The sequence below is a fragment of the Paraburkholderia sp. MM5477-R1 genome (genome assembly GCF_050436385.1).
GTDB classification, from domain to species: domain Bacteria; phylum Pseudomonadota; class Gammaproteobacteria; order Burkholderiales; family Burkholderiaceae; genus Paraburkholderia; species Paraburkholderia tuberum.
Window position 1 is genome coordinate 688,890 of record NZ_JBNDMC010000010.1, and the last position, 14,158, is coordinate 703,047.

12 protein-coding genes are annotated in these 14,158 nt (G+C 61.6%); 7 read left to right on the forward strand and 5 right to left on the reverse strand.

All coding sequences use genetic code 11. The features are described 5' to 3' along the window. Positions 1 to 4: 4 nt before the first annotated feature. The gene (locus tag OKW35_RS46975; RefSeq protein ID WP_090808869.1) at positions 5 to 799 is read right to left on the reverse strand and encodes an enoyl-CoA hydratase/isomerase family protein; all 795 of its coding nucleotides are present in this window, start codon (positions 797 to 799) and stop codon (positions 5 to 7) included. Positions 800 to 874: 75 nt separating this feature from the next. Then, on the reverse strand, positions 875 to 2,071 hold the full coding sequence (locus OKW35_RS46980; protein ID WP_184050312.1) for an amidohydrolase family protein: 1,197 nt from the start codon (positions 2,069 to 2,071) through the stop codon (positions 875 to 877). A gap of 235 nt (positions 2,072 to 2,306) precedes the next feature. Here OKW35_RS46980 and OKW35_RS46985 point away from each other — a divergent pair, with 235 nt between their 5' ends. Next, on the forward strand, positions 2,307 to 3,728 hold the full coding sequence (locus OKW35_RS46985) for an MFS transporter (RefSeq protein ID WP_260321264.1): 1,422 nt from the start codon (positions 2,307 to 2,309) through the stop codon (positions 3,726 to 3,728). 109 nt (positions 3,729 to 3,837) lie between these two features. Here OKW35_RS46985 and OKW35_RS46990 read toward each other — a convergent pair whose 3' ends face one another. Beyond that, positions 3,838 to 4,632: an IclR family transcriptional regulator gene (locus tag OKW35_RS46990; RefSeq protein ID WP_429555641.1), complete on the reverse strand. Its 795-nt coding sequence runs from the start codon at positions 4,630 to 4,632 to the stop codon at positions 3,838 to 3,840. Positions 4,633 to 4,881: 249 nt separating this feature from the next. Between OKW35_RS46990 and OKW35_RS46995 the strand changes: the two genes are divergently transcribed. Further along, complete coding sequence (locus OKW35_RS46995) at positions 4,882 to 5,646, forward strand: SDR family NAD(P)-dependent oxidoreductase (RefSeq protein ID WP_018425469.1); 765 nt, start codon at positions 4,882 to 4,884, stop codon at positions 5,644 to 5,646. Positions 5,647 to 6,213: 567 nt separating this feature from the next. Here the strand turns inward: OKW35_RS46995 and OKW35_RS47000 are convergent. Then, positions 6,214 to 7,455, reverse strand: a complete 1,242-nt coding sequence (locus tag OKW35_RS47000; protein ID WP_090808861.1) for a CaiB/BaiF CoA transferase family protein — start codon at positions 7,453 to 7,455, stop codon at positions 6,214 to 6,216. 48 nt (positions 7,456 to 7,503) lie between these two features. After that, positions 7,504 to 8,298: a crotonase/enoyl-CoA hydratase family protein gene (locus tag OKW35_RS47005; protein WP_429555642.1), complete on the reverse strand. Its 795-nt coding sequence runs from the start codon at positions 8,296 to 8,298 to the stop codon at positions 7,504 to 7,506. A 218-nt stretch (positions 8,299 to 8,516) separates the two neighbouring features. On the opposite strand from OKW35_RS47005, the gene OKW35_RS47010 reads away from it, so the two are divergent. The 5 genes from OKW35_RS47010 to OKW35_RS47030 all read left to right on the forward strand — a co-directional run bounded on the left by OKW35_RS47010 (position 8,517) and on the right by OKW35_RS47030 (position 14,122). Next, on the forward strand, positions 8,517 to 9,293 hold the full coding sequence (locus OKW35_RS47010) for an enoyl-CoA hydratase (protein ID WP_184050304.1): 777 nt from the start codon (positions 8,517 to 8,519) through the stop codon (positions 9,291 to 9,293). 106 nt (positions 9,294 to 9,399) lie between these two features. Further along, the gene (locus OKW35_RS47015) at positions 9,400 to 10,386 is read left to right on the forward strand and encodes an NAD(P)H-dependent flavin oxidoreductase (protein ID WP_429555643.1); all 987 of its coding nucleotides are present in this window, start codon (positions 9,400 to 9,402) and stop codon (positions 10,384 to 10,386) included. Next, positions 10,383 to 11,570 carry a CaiB/BaiF CoA transferase family protein gene (locus tag OKW35_RS47020; RefSeq protein ID WP_429555644.1) on the forward strand — a complete coding sequence of 396 codons (1,188 nt, stop codon included), beginning with the start codon at positions 10,383 to 10,385 and terminating at the stop codon, positions 11,568 to 11,570. The genes OKW35_RS47015 and OKW35_RS47020 overlap by 4 nt, the downstream gene beginning before the upstream one ends. A 13-nt stretch (positions 11,571 to 11,583) precedes the next feature. Continuing rightward, positions 11,584 to 12,876, forward strand: coding sequence for an acetyl-CoA hydrolase/transferase family protein (locus tag OKW35_RS47025; RefSeq protein ID WP_429555645.1), 1,293 nt, complete (start codon positions 11,584 to 11,586; stop codon positions 12,874 to 12,876). A 49-nt stretch (positions 12,877 to 12,925) separates the two neighbouring features. Further along, entirely contained in the window at positions 12,926 to 14,122 is a 1,197-nt protein-coding gene (locus OKW35_RS47030; RefSeq protein ID WP_429555646.1) for an acetyl-CoA C-acetyltransferase, read from the forward strand. The last annotated feature ends 36 nt before the right edge of the window (positions 14,123 to 14,158 follow it).

Genomic DNA, 14,158 nt, shown 5'->3' on the forward strand with positions numbered 1-14,158 from the left:
AAGCTCAACGTCCCTTGAACACCGGCTCGCGTTTCTCACGAAACGCGTTGACCGCCTCTTGATGGTCTTCCGTCAGGTTCGACAGCGCCTCGTATGCAATCGACGCGTCGAGAATGGCATGCGCAAGTTGCTTCAGGCCGATGTTGATCGACGCCTTGGTCCACTGGATGGCGCGCGAAGCGCCGTTTGCGAGACGCTTCGCCATCGCGTCGACCACGGCATCCAGCTGGTCGGCCGGTACGGCATGATTGATGAGACCCAGTCGTGCCGCCTCTTCCGCGGTGACGAGATCCCCCGTCAACAGGTATTCCTTGGCCTTCGCATAGCCCACGAGCTGCGGCCAGATCACCGCGCCGCCATCGCCCGCCACGAAGCCGACTTTCACGTGCGGATCGCCAATCTTTGCATGATTGGCCGCGTAGCTCAGATCCGAGAACAGCGCGATCGTCGCGCCGAGACCAATTGCATGACCGTTGATCTTGGCGATGACCGGCTTCGGACAATCCAGCATCGAGAAGACAATTTTCTTTGCACGCTGCATGCCTTCGAGGAACAGCGTGGGGTTGTCGATGACCTGCTGCATATGCTCGATATCGCCGCCCGCGCTAAATGCCCGCCCTGCGCCCGTCAACACCACGACACGGGTCTCGACGTCCTCGGCGACATCGAGAAAAAGCCGCGACATCTCAATGTCCATTTGCTCGTCGAACGCGTTCAACGTTTCCGGGCGGTTGAGCGTAACGGTCAAGACGCCGCCTTCGCGTTCGAGCAATAGCGCCTGATAGTCCGAAATATTCATGGCTAACCTGTTCGTAATGAAGAAATCGCGCGGGACGGACAGACCGTCTGCCGCCGTCGACCGGTGCAAGGCCGATCACACGTGCAGCGGAATGAACCGGCGGCCGTTGTCGTACATGATCTTGCGCGTGTCTTCTTCCGAGAGCTCATTGCATGCTTCCGACGCGAAGTCCTTCGGTTCGGGCACGCCTTCCGCGTGCGGATAGTCGGAGCCCATCAACAGGAAGTCCGACGATCCCGTTTGAGCGATGATCTGGGCGATGTCGTCCTCCGGATACGCGACCACGAAGACATTTTCCTTGAAGATCTGGCTCGGGCGTTTCTTCAGCTGACCGCACGGCCAGTAGCCATTCTTCGCCATCCCCCGGCACTTGTCCATTTTGACGAGCAGCGAAGGCACCCATTCGGCACCGTTTTCGGCGCTGCACAGCTTGACCCGCGGGAAACGCTCGAAGAAGTTGTAGAAGATGAACGACGACAGCGTTTCCATGACCGGCCGCTCGCCGTAACCGTGCATCCAGACAAAGGCGGTCTGACGCTGGCGCGACTGCTGCACGGGCTCGCCCCACACCGCCATATGATCCTTCATGTAGATCGCTTCCGACACATGGAAGGTGACGCGCACGCCCGCTTCGTTGAGGACCGACCAGAACGGATCGAAGTACGGATCGGCAGGTGCACGGCCATTGAACGGCCCCATCGGCATCAGGATCACCCGCACACCGTTCGCAACCAGCCACCTGGCCTCGGCGACAGCCGCATCGAGATCGTCGAGCGTGACGACCGGCGTCGTGTAGATGCGGTCTTTGTAGTTGAAGCCCCAGTCGTCGAGCATCCACTGGTTATACGCATGCAACACCGCATTTGCCGCAACGGGCTCGTTGAGGTAGGAAATACACGCGACCATTTCGCCGATGTACATCGTGCAGGCTTCAACACCGAAATCGTCCATCTTCTTCAGGCGCGCGTCGCGGTTGAACATGTCCGGCGTCGGCGACACCCGCATATCGACGTTATCCTTGCCATCCTTCATCGCGCGCAGCCATTCATGCAGCTTGCCCGGCGGCGGAACGTGCCCCTCGGCCGATGTGTAGCCCTCGCTGATTTCCACCTTCCGGTCGCCCACATACATGCAGCGGTTGCCGTCTGCCGTGACACGGCTGGTAAACGACCAGTCCTTCCTGAACTTCTCGGGCAAATGACGGTTGAATGCGTCCTCGACTTCGTAGAAGTGCGTGTCGGCGTCGTAGATCTTCCCTTGATACGTTTGCATGGTCTCGCTCCTGATTGTGGGGAGCGCTTCAGAACGTGCGCCCTTGAGAGAAGTATCGGGTCAAGCCATGGACCTAAAAACTCTCATATCGAACTCGAAAACGTCGATATCGATTTGATATCGGGCGGTGGCCTCGCGATCCTTGCGGTCGGCATCGAACTCTCCAAAAACATCAATACGAACGCCGTTCGTATATAAGTATAATCGAAACGAAGACACACGACCGGAGACGTTTATGCAAGCCGAAGTACTCTCCCAGCCGGCACACCGAGCGCAACCCGTGGTGGGTCCACCGCGCGGGTTCACGATGGCGATCCTGCTTGCCGCGGTAGCGGCCTCGTCCGGCATCACCGTCATCTACACCGTGCTGGTCACGCTCTACAAGGCTTTTCCTGCGTCGAACACCGTGAGCTGGACCGTCACCGCGTACTGGCTCGGCTCGGCCGTCTTTGCCGCGGTGAGCGGGCGACTCGGCGACCTGTTGGGCTACCGCCGCATCCTGCTCGTGGTGATATCGATCGCTGCGGCGGGCGCAGTCGTGGCCGCATGCGCGACCGATGTCGGCATGCTCGTCGCGGGGTGTGCGATGCAATCAATCGCGGCAGGCATTACGCCACTCTCCATCGGTCTGGTTCGTGAGAATCTGCCACCCGCCAGGCTGCCTGCCGCGGTGGGGTTGATCAGCGCGGCAGGCATGGTGTCGGCGGGGCTGATCTACATCTGCGCGGGCGTTGTCGTGGATCACTACTCGTGGCAGGGCGGCTTCTGGTTCAAAGTCGCGCTTTGCGTCGTGGCCGTCGCGGCGGTACGCGCGTGGGCACCGCCGTCGCCACCGAATCCCGGCGTACGGATCGACTACGTTCGAGGTCTCGCGTTCGCTCCGGCGCTTTGCGCCATCCTCTTCGCCGTGCAGCAAATCCGCACGTGGGGGCTCGGCGATCCGCGGCTGTGGGGCTTGATCGCTGGCGGGATGATCGTGCTCGGACTCTGGGCACGCCATCAACACGGGGCGCGTCATCCGCTCATCAATGTGCGTCTGCTGAAGAGGCGCGAAGTCATGTTGGCCAATGCATGCATGGCATTCCTCGCGGCAGGCGCCATGCAACTAGGACAGGTCTTCTCGCTGCTCGCCCAGCAACCTGCCGGCACGCACTCCGGATTCGGGTTGAGCGCGACGGCAGCCGGATTACTGATGTTCAGCGTCAACATCGTCGCGCTGGTCGCGAGCCCATGGAGCGGCCGGGTTGCGGCCCGCTACAAGGCCCGGCCCGCTGCCTTGATTGGCATGCTCATACTGGCCTTGGGCTGGGCCTCGCTGATCGTGCTTCATCGCAGCCTGCTGCTCTTCGTTCCGGGTGCGGTGCTGTGCTCGTTCGGCCTCGCCTTCGCAAGCACGGCGCTGTACAACCAGATCGTGGAAGCGACGCCTGCACATCAGACAGGCGAGGCAACGGGCATGCTCTACGTTTTCTTCTCGTGTTTCTTCGCGGTAGGTGCCCAGGCGGTATTTGCGCTGCTGCGCAGCGCGACGGCGGGACACGACGGTGCATCGTTTCCGGCCGATAGTGGCTATGTTTCGGTATTCGTCTACATCGCCTGCAGTTCGATCGCCGGACTGCTGGTCGCCTCCATGCTGCCGAAGCGTCGTACACACTGACGGTCGTTGCGACCGATCCGTTGCGCGCGGGTACGACGCTTCTTCGACCGCACCGCGACCGCGGCGCATTGAAGCACCCGCTTCACTGCGCCGCCGATCGACTGGCGAGTCACTCCTCTTCTGCCTCACCCAACGCAGACGCCCGCTGGGCGACTCTGATCATGTTCTCTTCGAGCCGGTGACGTTCGCGGTCGAAGCGTTCGAGCGGCGCACCAATTGCCATCGCCGCGATGACATTGCCATTCGGTCCGAAGATCGGCGACGACACGCCGGCCGAATCCGGCAGTAGTTCACCGCGACTCACCGACAGGCCGCTTTCGAGGATGTGGTCGAGTTCGTCACGCAACGCCTTCTTCGTTGCGATCGTTTGCGGGGTGCGGCGCTCGAATTTGACCGTCTTCATGTAGTCGTTAAGGAAACCGTCCGGTGCATGGGCGAGCAGCACGCGGCCCGCAGCCGTGCAATAGAGCGGGCGACGCAAACCGATGTGCATTGAATAGCGCACCGATTGCTCGCTCTCGATCACGTCGACATAGGTGATCTCTTTGTGTTCGACGTCAAGGACACCGACATACACGGTTTCATTGGTGCTCTTCGAGAGATCCACCAGGAACGGGCGCAGTATCTTCGAAAAATTCCACGCGGCCATCACGCCTGCCGACAACCGGAAGATCGACGGTCCCAGGCGATAGCGGCCTACGTCGTGCATCAAGTACCCTTCCGCCACCAGAGGTCGCAGCAGATTGAGCAGGCTGCTCTTAGGTGACTCGAGAGCGACATTCAGTTCTGCTAGCGACATCCCGTCCGGAGACTTCGCCAGCACATCGAAAATTCCGAGGAGTCGGGTCAGCGAGCGCGGCCCGCTGACGTCCCGGTCCGTCGGCGCTGAGGTCTCTTTCAACATGATTTTCCCCATGAATTGACTGTATAGATTATACGGGAACTATTCACATAGTTTTACATCGATCACAATCTGGCACACTTTTTACACCACCCGAATGCGGGAATACGCCAGGGCGCTCCCTCACACCGCTTGAGATATATTTGAACATCGTTCGAAAAACTGAAATGTGGAAGCATCATCTTCCAGACCATTTACGCAATACGCTCGGGCGTCGAACAGCAACATCAACCTTCACTTCTGGATTCACTCATGTACACGAAAAAACTGGCAGAAAAGGTCGCCATCGTGACCGGAGGCGGCCAAGGCGTTGGACTCGGCATCGCCCTTGCGCTTGCCACCGAGGGGGCGAGTCTGGTCCTCACTGGTCGCACGGAGGCCAAACTCACGCGGGCTGCTGAGGAATTGAGCGCCCTCGGTTCGCAAGTGCTGGTCGTGCCCGGCGATACGCGCAATCGCGCCGACGCCGTGCGGACGGTCGAACTTGCCGTCGAGCGATTCGGACGTGTGGACGCACTCATCAACAATGCCCAAAGCAGCAGCCCGGGGGTGCCGCTCGAGTCCGTTACCGACGATGACTGGAGCAACACGCTCGAATCGGGCTTGTACGGCACGCTGTATTTCATGCAGGCCGCATTGCCGCGGATGAAGTCGCAGGGCCGCGGCGCCATCATCAACTTCGGCTCGCGCACCGGTATCGAAGGCCTCAAGGGATTCGGCGCGTACGCCGCAACCAAGGAGGGCATTCGTGGGCTCTCGCGTGTTGCCGCGCGCGAATGGGGCGTCTACGGCATTACCGTCAACGTCATTTGCCCGGCAGCGCTCACGCCTGCCGCCGAAGCCTACCTCGAAGCCAATCCTCAGGAACGCACTCGCTATCTCTCTGAAATTGCGCTTGGCCGCTTCGGCGATCCTCAGCGCGATATTGGACGAACAGTTGCATTTCTATGTAGTGACGACGCTAATTTCATAACCGGGCAGACTATCAGTGTGGACGGCGGACAGTCAATGCTCTAGTGCGTCTTTTTGAACACGGTGCAATATATGAAACGTCCAGTTGCATTATCGCGAGCCTCGATCCGAGCAGTGAGCTTCCCGCCGGGCGCGTACCACGAAGCTTGAAGAGCGATCAGTTGTTTCTCCTCTCACACACTTCGCGAGAGCGTGTGGAGTTTGGCCTTGGCTGCGGGACACGGAGCCAAGGCGTTTTTTCGCCGTTACCTTTGGGACTCGATCGCGTCGGTTGAGAAATTTCTTAAAACCATTCCGACGTGAAGAACGGCAAGTGCACGTCCATCCAGTCGAACTCGCTGCGGCAGTTCGCCCAAGCCCAATGAGGTGACTTTCCGCTACGCACGGGAGTGTCCGAACGTTGATGCGGACGCGAGATATTCGGGGCGTCCCTACCGGAGTGGATACACCCGACTTCTACGTGGTCTGTACATACGATACGGCTGTTGCTTCTCTCAGTCGTCATGACTCCCCCTTAGCTGCAACTTTTCACCATCTCCTCGATCACCTTCTTCGCGTCGGCCGAACACGAGCACCACGTTGATCTTGCCGAACTCGCCGTTGATGTCCTTTCTATAGAATTTTCTTTTCGCGCAGGATATCGATATCCGACTGCGACATACTCAGCACATCACGCAGCACGTCGTCCGTATGTTGTCCGAGCATCGGCGGCGCCCCGTACGAATCGATAGGCGTGCCCGACATCTTGACCGGGTTGGCGACCATCCGAACCGCCTTATCCGTGAGCGGGTGCGCAACTTCGACGCACATCGCGCGTGCCTGCACATGCGGATCTGCGAACACCTGCTCCAGATTGTTGATCGGTCCGGCCGGCACCCCGGCGGCGTCGAGCGCTGCGAGCAGTTCATCGCTCTGCCATTGAAGGATCAGCGGCTCGAACACTTCGCCCAGCGCGCGACGATTCTTCACGCGCAGCGCAATCTCGCTGAATCGCGGATCGCTGACTAGCTCGGGGTGCCCCAGAACGTTACACATCCGCGCGTATTGCTCGTTGTTGCCCGCCACGATCATGATGTCGCGATCGGCGCAGCGGAACATGCGGGACGGCATACCACCGTTGCCCTCGGTACCGCGCCGAATGGGAATCTGGCCTGAAACGAGATACTGGCTTGCATAGTGCGATGTGGCAGCAATCATCGCGTCCAGCAACGCCAGGTCGATGTACTGCCCCTGCCCGGTACCGCCTTGCGCCGCGTCGCGATGATAAAGCGCTGCGATGATCGCCGAAGCGGCGTACTGACCACACAGGATGTCCGCAAGACTGGGCCCGGTTTTCATTGGCCCGCCGCCCGGCACGTCGTCGCCGTTTCCGGTCACGCTCATCAGGCCACCCATCGCCTGGAAAATCGAGTCGTACCCGGGGCGCGGGCTATACGGTCCGGTCTGACCGAATCCGGTTATCGAACAGTAGATCAGGCGCGGATTGACCAGCTTGAGGCTGTCGTAGTCGAGCCCGTAACGCTTGAGGTCGCCAACCTTATAGTTCTCGATCAACACGTCGCAGTGCGCCGCCAACGAGCGGATCAGCGCCTGGCCTTCGGCCGTGGAGATATCGCACGTGATCGACTTCTTGCCTCGGTTCGCGCTGATAAAAAACGTCGACTCGCGCGTGACCTTTCCCTCCCGATCCATCAGGAACGGGGGGCCGAATTGCCGCGAATCGTCGCCCTTGCCCGGACGCTCGACCTTGATGACCTCCGCGCCGAAATCCGCCAGCATCTGAGCCCCCCAAGGCCCCGCGAGAATGCGGCTCAGGTCGAGTACGCGAACACCCGCCAATGCGCCTTTTGTCATAGCAAACGGTCCCCTTGAATTCACACCGGCTGCGCCGGAAGCCTTGCATCAGCGTCCGACGAACTTCGCCGTACGTTTTTCGATGAAGGACTGAACGCCTTCCTTCGCGTCTTCAGTGTTGTAGAGAAACTGCTGGGTCGACTGAATCGTCGCGTAAGCATCCTGCCAGCCTTGTCCCAGCGAAACGCGCGCGTTCTGCATCGTGGCCTGCACGGCTAGCGGTGCCTGTGCCGCGATTCGCTCGGCGATCGCGAGCGCCCGGTCGAACTCCTGCCCCACAGGCACGACATCCTGCACGAAGTTCATGTGCCGTGCCTCGTCTGCGGTGAATTCGTCGCCGGTAAGCAGTACCTTCATTGCGTTGCCCCAGCCGGCTCGCTGCACCATGCGAAACGTCGCACCACAACCTGCCATGATCCCCCGCTTGACTTCAAGCTGGGAGAAACGGCAGTTGTCGGCCGCAACAGCCACTTCCGATGCAAGCATCAATTCGACCGCGACCGTGAAGCAGATTCCCTTCAGCGCAATGACGACCGGCTTGGTACGCAGCGGCGCGCGCAAGTTGAACGGATCGACCTCGCCTTCAGGAAGCAGCGGTTTCCCTTCGCGGCGCAACGGCGCGACCTTTGGCATGTCGAGCCCTGCCGTAAAGTGATCGCCTTCGGCGTATACCAGCCCGCAAAAAATATCGCCGCTCTTCTCGAGCTGCGTGTAAGCCATCGCAAGCTCGGTGAACATTTTCGGCGTGAAACCATTGCGCTTTTCCGGCCGGTCAATGCCCATCAAGAGCAGGTTCCCACGCTGCTCAACGCGAATCTGTCCGTCCTCGTGACGAGTGGTCATGCAGTGTCTCCTCGCGGTGTTTTCCGTTAGCAATTCTGACCTCGCGCTCAATTGACAAAGCTGGGTCGCACATTCAGAATCATAAACGTCGTTCACAAAATTGGCAACGCACGATACGCTCGGACGCTGCCGTGCGGCGCACCACAGACACGCAAATCATCGGCGAGCAGGCCCCATCCGGGTCTAGGTGTTCACCCTCATTCGTTCAAGGAAGAACCATGGCCTACGAGACGATCATCGTCGAAACGCACGGGAAAACCGGCTTGATCAGGTTGAACCGTCCGCAAGCCTACAACGCACTGAACAATCAGCTGATGGACGAGCTGACGGCGGCACTCGACGACCTCGAAACCGACCCCGCCATCGGCGCCATCGTGATGACCGGTAGCGAAAAGGCGTTCGCCGCCGGCGCCGACATCAAGATGATGAACGAATGGACGTACATGGACGTGTACAAGAATCAGTTCATCACGTCGAACTGGGAACGCACGTCGCGTTGCCGCAAGCCGGTCATCGCCGCGGTCGCGGGTCTTGCGTTAGGCGGAGGCTGCGAACTGGCCATGATGTGCGACTTCATTCTCGCCGCTGACAACGCCCGTTTCGCCCTGCCCGAAATCACGCTCGCGACCATTCCCGGCGCCGGCGGCACGCAGCGCCTTACGCGCGCGCTCGGCAAATCGAAGGCGATGGAAATGATCCTCACCGGCCGCAGGATGGACGCCATTGAAGCCGAACGATGCGGCCTCGTGAGCCGCATCGTGCCCGCCGACACGCTCGTCGAGGAAGCGCTGAAAACGGCCGACGAGATCGCGCGATACTCGCAACCCGTCGTAGCGATGGCCAAGGAGTGCGTCAACCGCGCCTACGAATCGAGCCTGGCAGAAGGCATCCTGTTCGAGCGGCGTATGGCGTATTCGACCTTCGCCACAGAAGATCGAAAGGAAGGCATGGCAGCCTTCGCCGAAAAGCGCAAACCCCAGTTTCGCGATTGTTGAATGGCTAAAAAGCGCCACGCTGTCGTGGCGAACAAAGCCCGCCAGGTTACGCGCGTCACGCGCATTCTCTGGCACCCATACTTCCTATCCAGGCTACAGGCGCGCGATGAAACCGTATGTCAATCGCATTACTGAATTACTCGGCATTCAATATCCCATCATTCAAGGCGGCATGCGCTGGGTGGCGCGAGCCGAACTGGCGGCGGCCGTGGGCAATGCCGGCGGTCTAGGCTTCATCTCCGCGCACACCCATGCAAGCGCCGATGCACTCGCGCGCGAAATCGACAGGGTGCGTTCGCTCACCGACAAGCCCTTTGGAGTCAACCTGACCGTTCTCGGCGCCAATGTCGGTCTCGACTATGACGCGTATGTGCGCACGATCGTGTCTCAAGGCGTCCAGGTCGTCGAGACAGCAGGCAGCAATCCGGCGAAATACATCGCCGAGTTCAAGGCGCACGGCGTCAAGGTCGTGCACAAGTGCGTGACGGTTCGCCACGCGGTGAAGGCCGAATCGCTCGGCGCGGACGCCGTCAGCATCGACGGGTTCGAATGCGCGGGGCACCCTGGCGAAGACGACATCCCTGGACTGATCCTGATTCCCGCCGCCGCCGACAAGCTGAAGGTGCCGATTCTCGCGTCCGGCGGCTTTGCCGATGGCCGCGGGCTGATGGCGGCTCTCGCGCTCGGCGCGGACGGCATCAACATGGGAACCCGATTCATGCTCACGCAGGAGTCCCCCGTCCACCCTGCGATCAAGCAACGGCTGCTGGAAGCGAGCGAGCGCGATACGGTGCTGGTTGGCCGCTCGATCGGCGATTCAAGCCGGGTGGTCAGGAACAGCGTGAGTCTCGCCGCGCTCGAACTCGAGCGCGCCGGCAACGTGACGCGCTCGGACCTCTACGCGCTGACCGGAGCACAGCGCTGGATGGACGCATTCGTGACAGGAGAAGTGGAAGGCGGCGCCTTCCCCGCCGGTATCGTGACCGGCCTCATTCACGACTTGCCGACCTGTGCGGAATTGATCGGTCGCATCGTGAAGGAAGCCGCCGCGATTGCGCAACGCCAGCTTGGCTTCAGCGCTGCTCTGGCATGAAACTGACCGGCCTTCGCGTCGTGGACCTGTCGCAATTCATGCCGGGTCCGTTCCTCGCCGCCAATCTCGCCGATCACGGCGCGCACGTCGTCAAGATCGAACCGGTCACCGGCGACCCCACCCGCGGCGCACCCGGCACCGACGGCGCGTTCTTCGCCGCGATCAACCGCGGCAAGCGCAGCATCGCGCTCGATCTGAAACATCCGGACGCACGCGAGGTCGCGCTCAAGCTGATGAACGAGGCCGACGTCGTGATCGAATCGTCGAGGCCGGGCGTGGCCGCTCGGCTTGGCATCGACTACGACACGATCAGCCGGACGAACCCGGGAGTCGTTTATTGTGCGATTACCGCATTCGGCCAATCCGGCCCGCTCTCTCATTTGCCCGCACACGATCCGGTAGTTCAATCGCTTGCAGGCACGCTGCCGCGCGATGGCCGGGGAATCCCAATTGCCACGGGACCGTCGCTCGCTGCGCTGGCCGGTTCATTGACGGCGTTGTCCGCCGTGTTGATGGCGCTGCTGCGCGCGCGGGAAACGGGGCGCGGCGACTACATCGACATGGCGCTTTTCGATGCGGCGCTCACCTCGCAGCCGTATCTGAGCGGCCGCTTGCTCAACGCGCCGGACAGCCAATTGCGAGGGCCGACTGAAGGCGACAGCGGGCTCGCGTTGCTCGACACCTACGAGACCGCCGATTCGAAGTGGCTCTGCCTTGGCGGCCGGGAACACAGCTTCGCAACCAACCTGCTTACACCACTCGGCCGTCCGGATCTCGTCGCCGACGCGATCGGCCCAGCCGGTGAAGGCCAGATACGCGTCCGGGCGTTCCTGATGCAAATCTTCCTGACTCGCACACTCGATGAATGGCTCTGCTGGTTCGAAGGCCGAAACATCAGTGTGGCGCCGGTGCTCTCGCTCGCCGAAGCGCTCGACCATCCGCATGCGCACGAGCGCGGGATGGTCCAGAGGGATCCGTCCGGACGCAACCACGTTGCAAACCCGATTCACTTCCGTTTGGAGCCTGGGTCGCCACCGCTCGCCGTTCCACACCTTGGCGAGCACACAGAACTCGTGCTGCGGAGCATCGGCTACAGCGAAGAAAGGATTGCAGAACTCGTCGCGACAGGCGCAGTACGTGGGCAGCACGATGAAGCCCAGGCCCTTGCGCAACCCACCACCTGACGCAAACAACACCATGCCCTTACAGCTAGAGGCGGACGCCGTCGATTTCGCGTCCATCATCCGCCCCGGCGATACCGTCGCATGGGGCCAATCGAACGCAGAGCCCGTTGCGCTCACGCGCACTCTACTTCAGCAGCGGCACAGCATCGGCGCGTTCCGGGTCTTTCTCGGCGCCGGCAACTACGACACGTGCCGGCCTGAGCACGCGGACTGCATCGATTTCGTTTCGTACTGCGGGAGCGGCTCCAACCGCGCACTGGCCAAGGCTGGCGCGCTTGATATCCTGCCCTGCCATTATTCGCAGTTGCCAGAGATGATGGAGTCGGGTCAGCTATCGATCGACGTCCTCCTGCTGCAGTTGGCGCCACCCGATGCGCACGGCCGCTACAGCTTGTCCGTCGCGCATGAGTATCTGATCCCGGCGCTCGAGCGCGCGCGCGTCATCATTGCGGAAGTCAACGAACAGGCACCCTGGACGTACGGCGAGCGATATCTTCGCGACGACGACCTCGACTTCATGGTCCCGACGTCGCGCGCTTTGCCCGAGAGTTCGCCCAGCGCCGTCAGCCCGACGGAGCTGGCGATTGCACGGCACACGGCCGGTTTGATCGAAGACGGCGCCACCATTCAACTCGGTCTCGGCGCGATTCCAGAAGCGATCCTCGCTTGCCTCGGCGACCGGCGAGACCTTGGCATCCATTCCGGCACGATCGGGGACAAAGTCGCCGATCTGATGGAAAGCGGCGTGATCAACAATGTGCGCAAGACCATCGACACGGGCAAGACCATTGCTGGCGTGATGATGGGGGGTCGCCGCATACACGAGTTCGCGCATCGAAACGACGCCGTGCAGTTTCGTTCGACCCGCTACACGCACGATCCGAACGTGCTCGCAAGCATCGACCGCTTCGTCGCCATCAACTCGGCGGTCGAGGTCGATCTGAGTGGCCAGATCAACGCCGAAATTGCCGGTGGCGTGTATGTGGGCGCGGTGGGCGGCGCACTGGATTTCCTGCGCGGCGCGCGGCGCTCGCGTGGCGGCGTTCCTGTCATCGCATTGCCTTCCACAGCGGGCAAGGGCGCGACCCGCATCGTCGCGTCGTTGAACGGACCGGTCAGCACGCCGCGCAGCGACGCCGCCATCGTGGTGACCGAATACGGCGTGGCCGATCTGCGCGGCCTGACGCTGCGCCAAAGGCGCGAACGCATGCTGGCAATCGCCCATCCGGACCATCGCAGCGCGCTCGATCAGATGGCGGGCGTCCCGCCTTCCAATCGCTTAAGAAGCGCGACGCTCGTCGGCTGATTGCAACCGCACCCGAATCAGAACTTCAAACTTTGCAAGGAAACGTCCGATGAAACGCGCGGCAATTGTCTCCCCTGTACGAACGCCCGTCGGCACCTTTGGCGGTAGCCTGCGCGGCGTTTGCGTCGAAGATCTCGGCGCGCTCGTTGCGAATGAAACGATCCGGCGCGCAGGACTCGATCCCGCTCGCATCGACGACGTCGTCTTCGCGCAAGCGTACGCAAACAGCGAAACACCTTGCGTGGGCCGCTGGATTGCGCTGCAGGCGGGCCTGCCCGTGGAGGTGCCGGGCATGCAGCTTGACCGACGTTGCGGCGGCGGCCTGCAGGCGCTCGTCACCGCCGCGATGATGGTGCAGACCGGCGCCGCCGACGTGGTGTTGGCCGGCGGCGTGGAAAGCATGAGCAATATCGAGTACTACAGCACGGACATGCGCTGGGGCGCACGGTCGGGCTCCGTCCAGTTTCACGACCGGCTCGCGCGGGGCCGCGAGCGCTCACAGCCGGAATCGCGCTTCGGCTTTATCTCCGGCATGATCGAGACTGCGGAAAATCTGGCCACCGACTATGGCATCAGCCGCGAGGCCGCCGACGAGTTCGCGCTGCGCAGCCATCAGCGCGCGGCCGCCGCATGGGAGTCCGGCCATATGGCCGAAGAGGTCGTGGCGGTCAGCGTTCCTCAGAAAAAAGGCCAGCCGCTTCTGTTTTCCAAAGATGAAGGATTCCGCGCCGACGCCAGCATGGAAAGCCTCGGCAAGCTTCGCGCGTTGATGCCGGGCGGCACAGTCACCGCAGGCAACTCCAGCCAGCAAAACGATGCCGCTGCCGCTTGCCTCGTCGTCGCGGAAGACCGCCTCGACGCGCTCGGACTCGAACCCATGGCCTGGCTGACCGGCTGGGCCGCGGCCGGATGCGAGCCATCACGCATGGGCATTGGGCCCGTGCCCGCAGTGCGGAAGCTGATGACGCGCATCGGGCTTACGCTCGAGCAGATGGATCTTGTCGAAGTAAACGAAGCATTCGCGTGTCAGGTGCTGGCAGTCCTCAAAGGCTGGAACTGGCACGATACCGACCGGCTCAACGTGAACGGCTCTGGCATATCGCTGGGCCATCCGATTGGCGCAACGGGCGTGCGCATCATGACAACGCTGTTGCACGAGTTGACGCGCCGGAAAGGACGTTATGCGCTCGAGACCATGTGCATCGGCGGTGGTCAGGGTATTGCCGCCGTGTTCGAGCGCGCCTGATCCTGAGCGATGAAGCGCACGGCCCTGCGCCGTGCG

Excerpts from the sequence above, each read along its gene's own strand:
- OKW35_RS46990 (WP_429555641.1), bottom strand. The coding sequence starts at position 4,632 with ATGTTGAAAGAGACCTCAGCGCCGACGGACCGGGACGTCAGCGGGCCG.
- OKW35_RS47000 (WP_090808861.1), bottom strand. The coding sequence starts at position 7,455 with ATGACAAAAGGCGCATTGGCGGGTGTTCGCGTACTCGACCTGAGCCGC.
- OKW35_RS47025 (WP_429555645.1), top strand. The coding sequence starts at position 11,584 with ATGCCCTTACAGCTAGAGGCGGACGCCGTCGATTTCGCGTCCATCATC.
- OKW35_RS46975 (WP_090808869.1), bottom strand. The coding sequence starts at position 799 with ATGAATATTTCGGACTATCAGGCGCTATTGCTCGAACGCGAAGGCGGC.
- OKW35_RS46995 (WP_018425469.1), top strand. The coding sequence starts at position 4,882 with ATGTACACGAAAAAACTGGCAGAAAAGGTCGCCATCGTGACCGGAGGC.
- OKW35_RS47015 (WP_429555643.1), top strand. The coding sequence starts at position 9,400 with ATGAAACCGTATGTCAATCGCATTACTGAATTACTCGGCATTCAATAT.
- OKW35_RS47005 (WP_429555642.1), bottom strand. The coding sequence starts at position 8,298 with ATGACCACTCGTCACGAGGACGGACAGATTCGCGTTGAGCAGCGTGGG.
- OKW35_RS47010 (WP_184050304.1), top strand. The coding sequence starts at position 8,517 with ATGGCCTACGAGACGATCATCGTCGAAACGCACGGGAAAACCGGCTTG.
- OKW35_RS46980 (WP_184050312.1), bottom strand. The coding sequence starts at position 2,071 with ATGCAAACGTATCAAGGGAAGATCTACGACGCCGACACGCACTTCTAC.
- OKW35_RS47030 (WP_429555646.1), top strand. The coding sequence starts at position 12,926 with ATGAAACGCGCGGCAATTGTCTCCCCTGTACGAACGCCCGTCGGCACC.
- OKW35_RS47020 (WP_429555644.1), top strand. The coding sequence starts at position 10,383 with ATGAAACTGACCGGCCTTCGCGTCGTGGACCTGTCGCAATTCATGCCG.
- OKW35_RS46985 (WP_260321264.1), top strand. The coding sequence starts at position 2,307 with ATGCAAGCCGAAGTACTCTCCCAGCCGGCACACCGAGCGCAACCCGTG.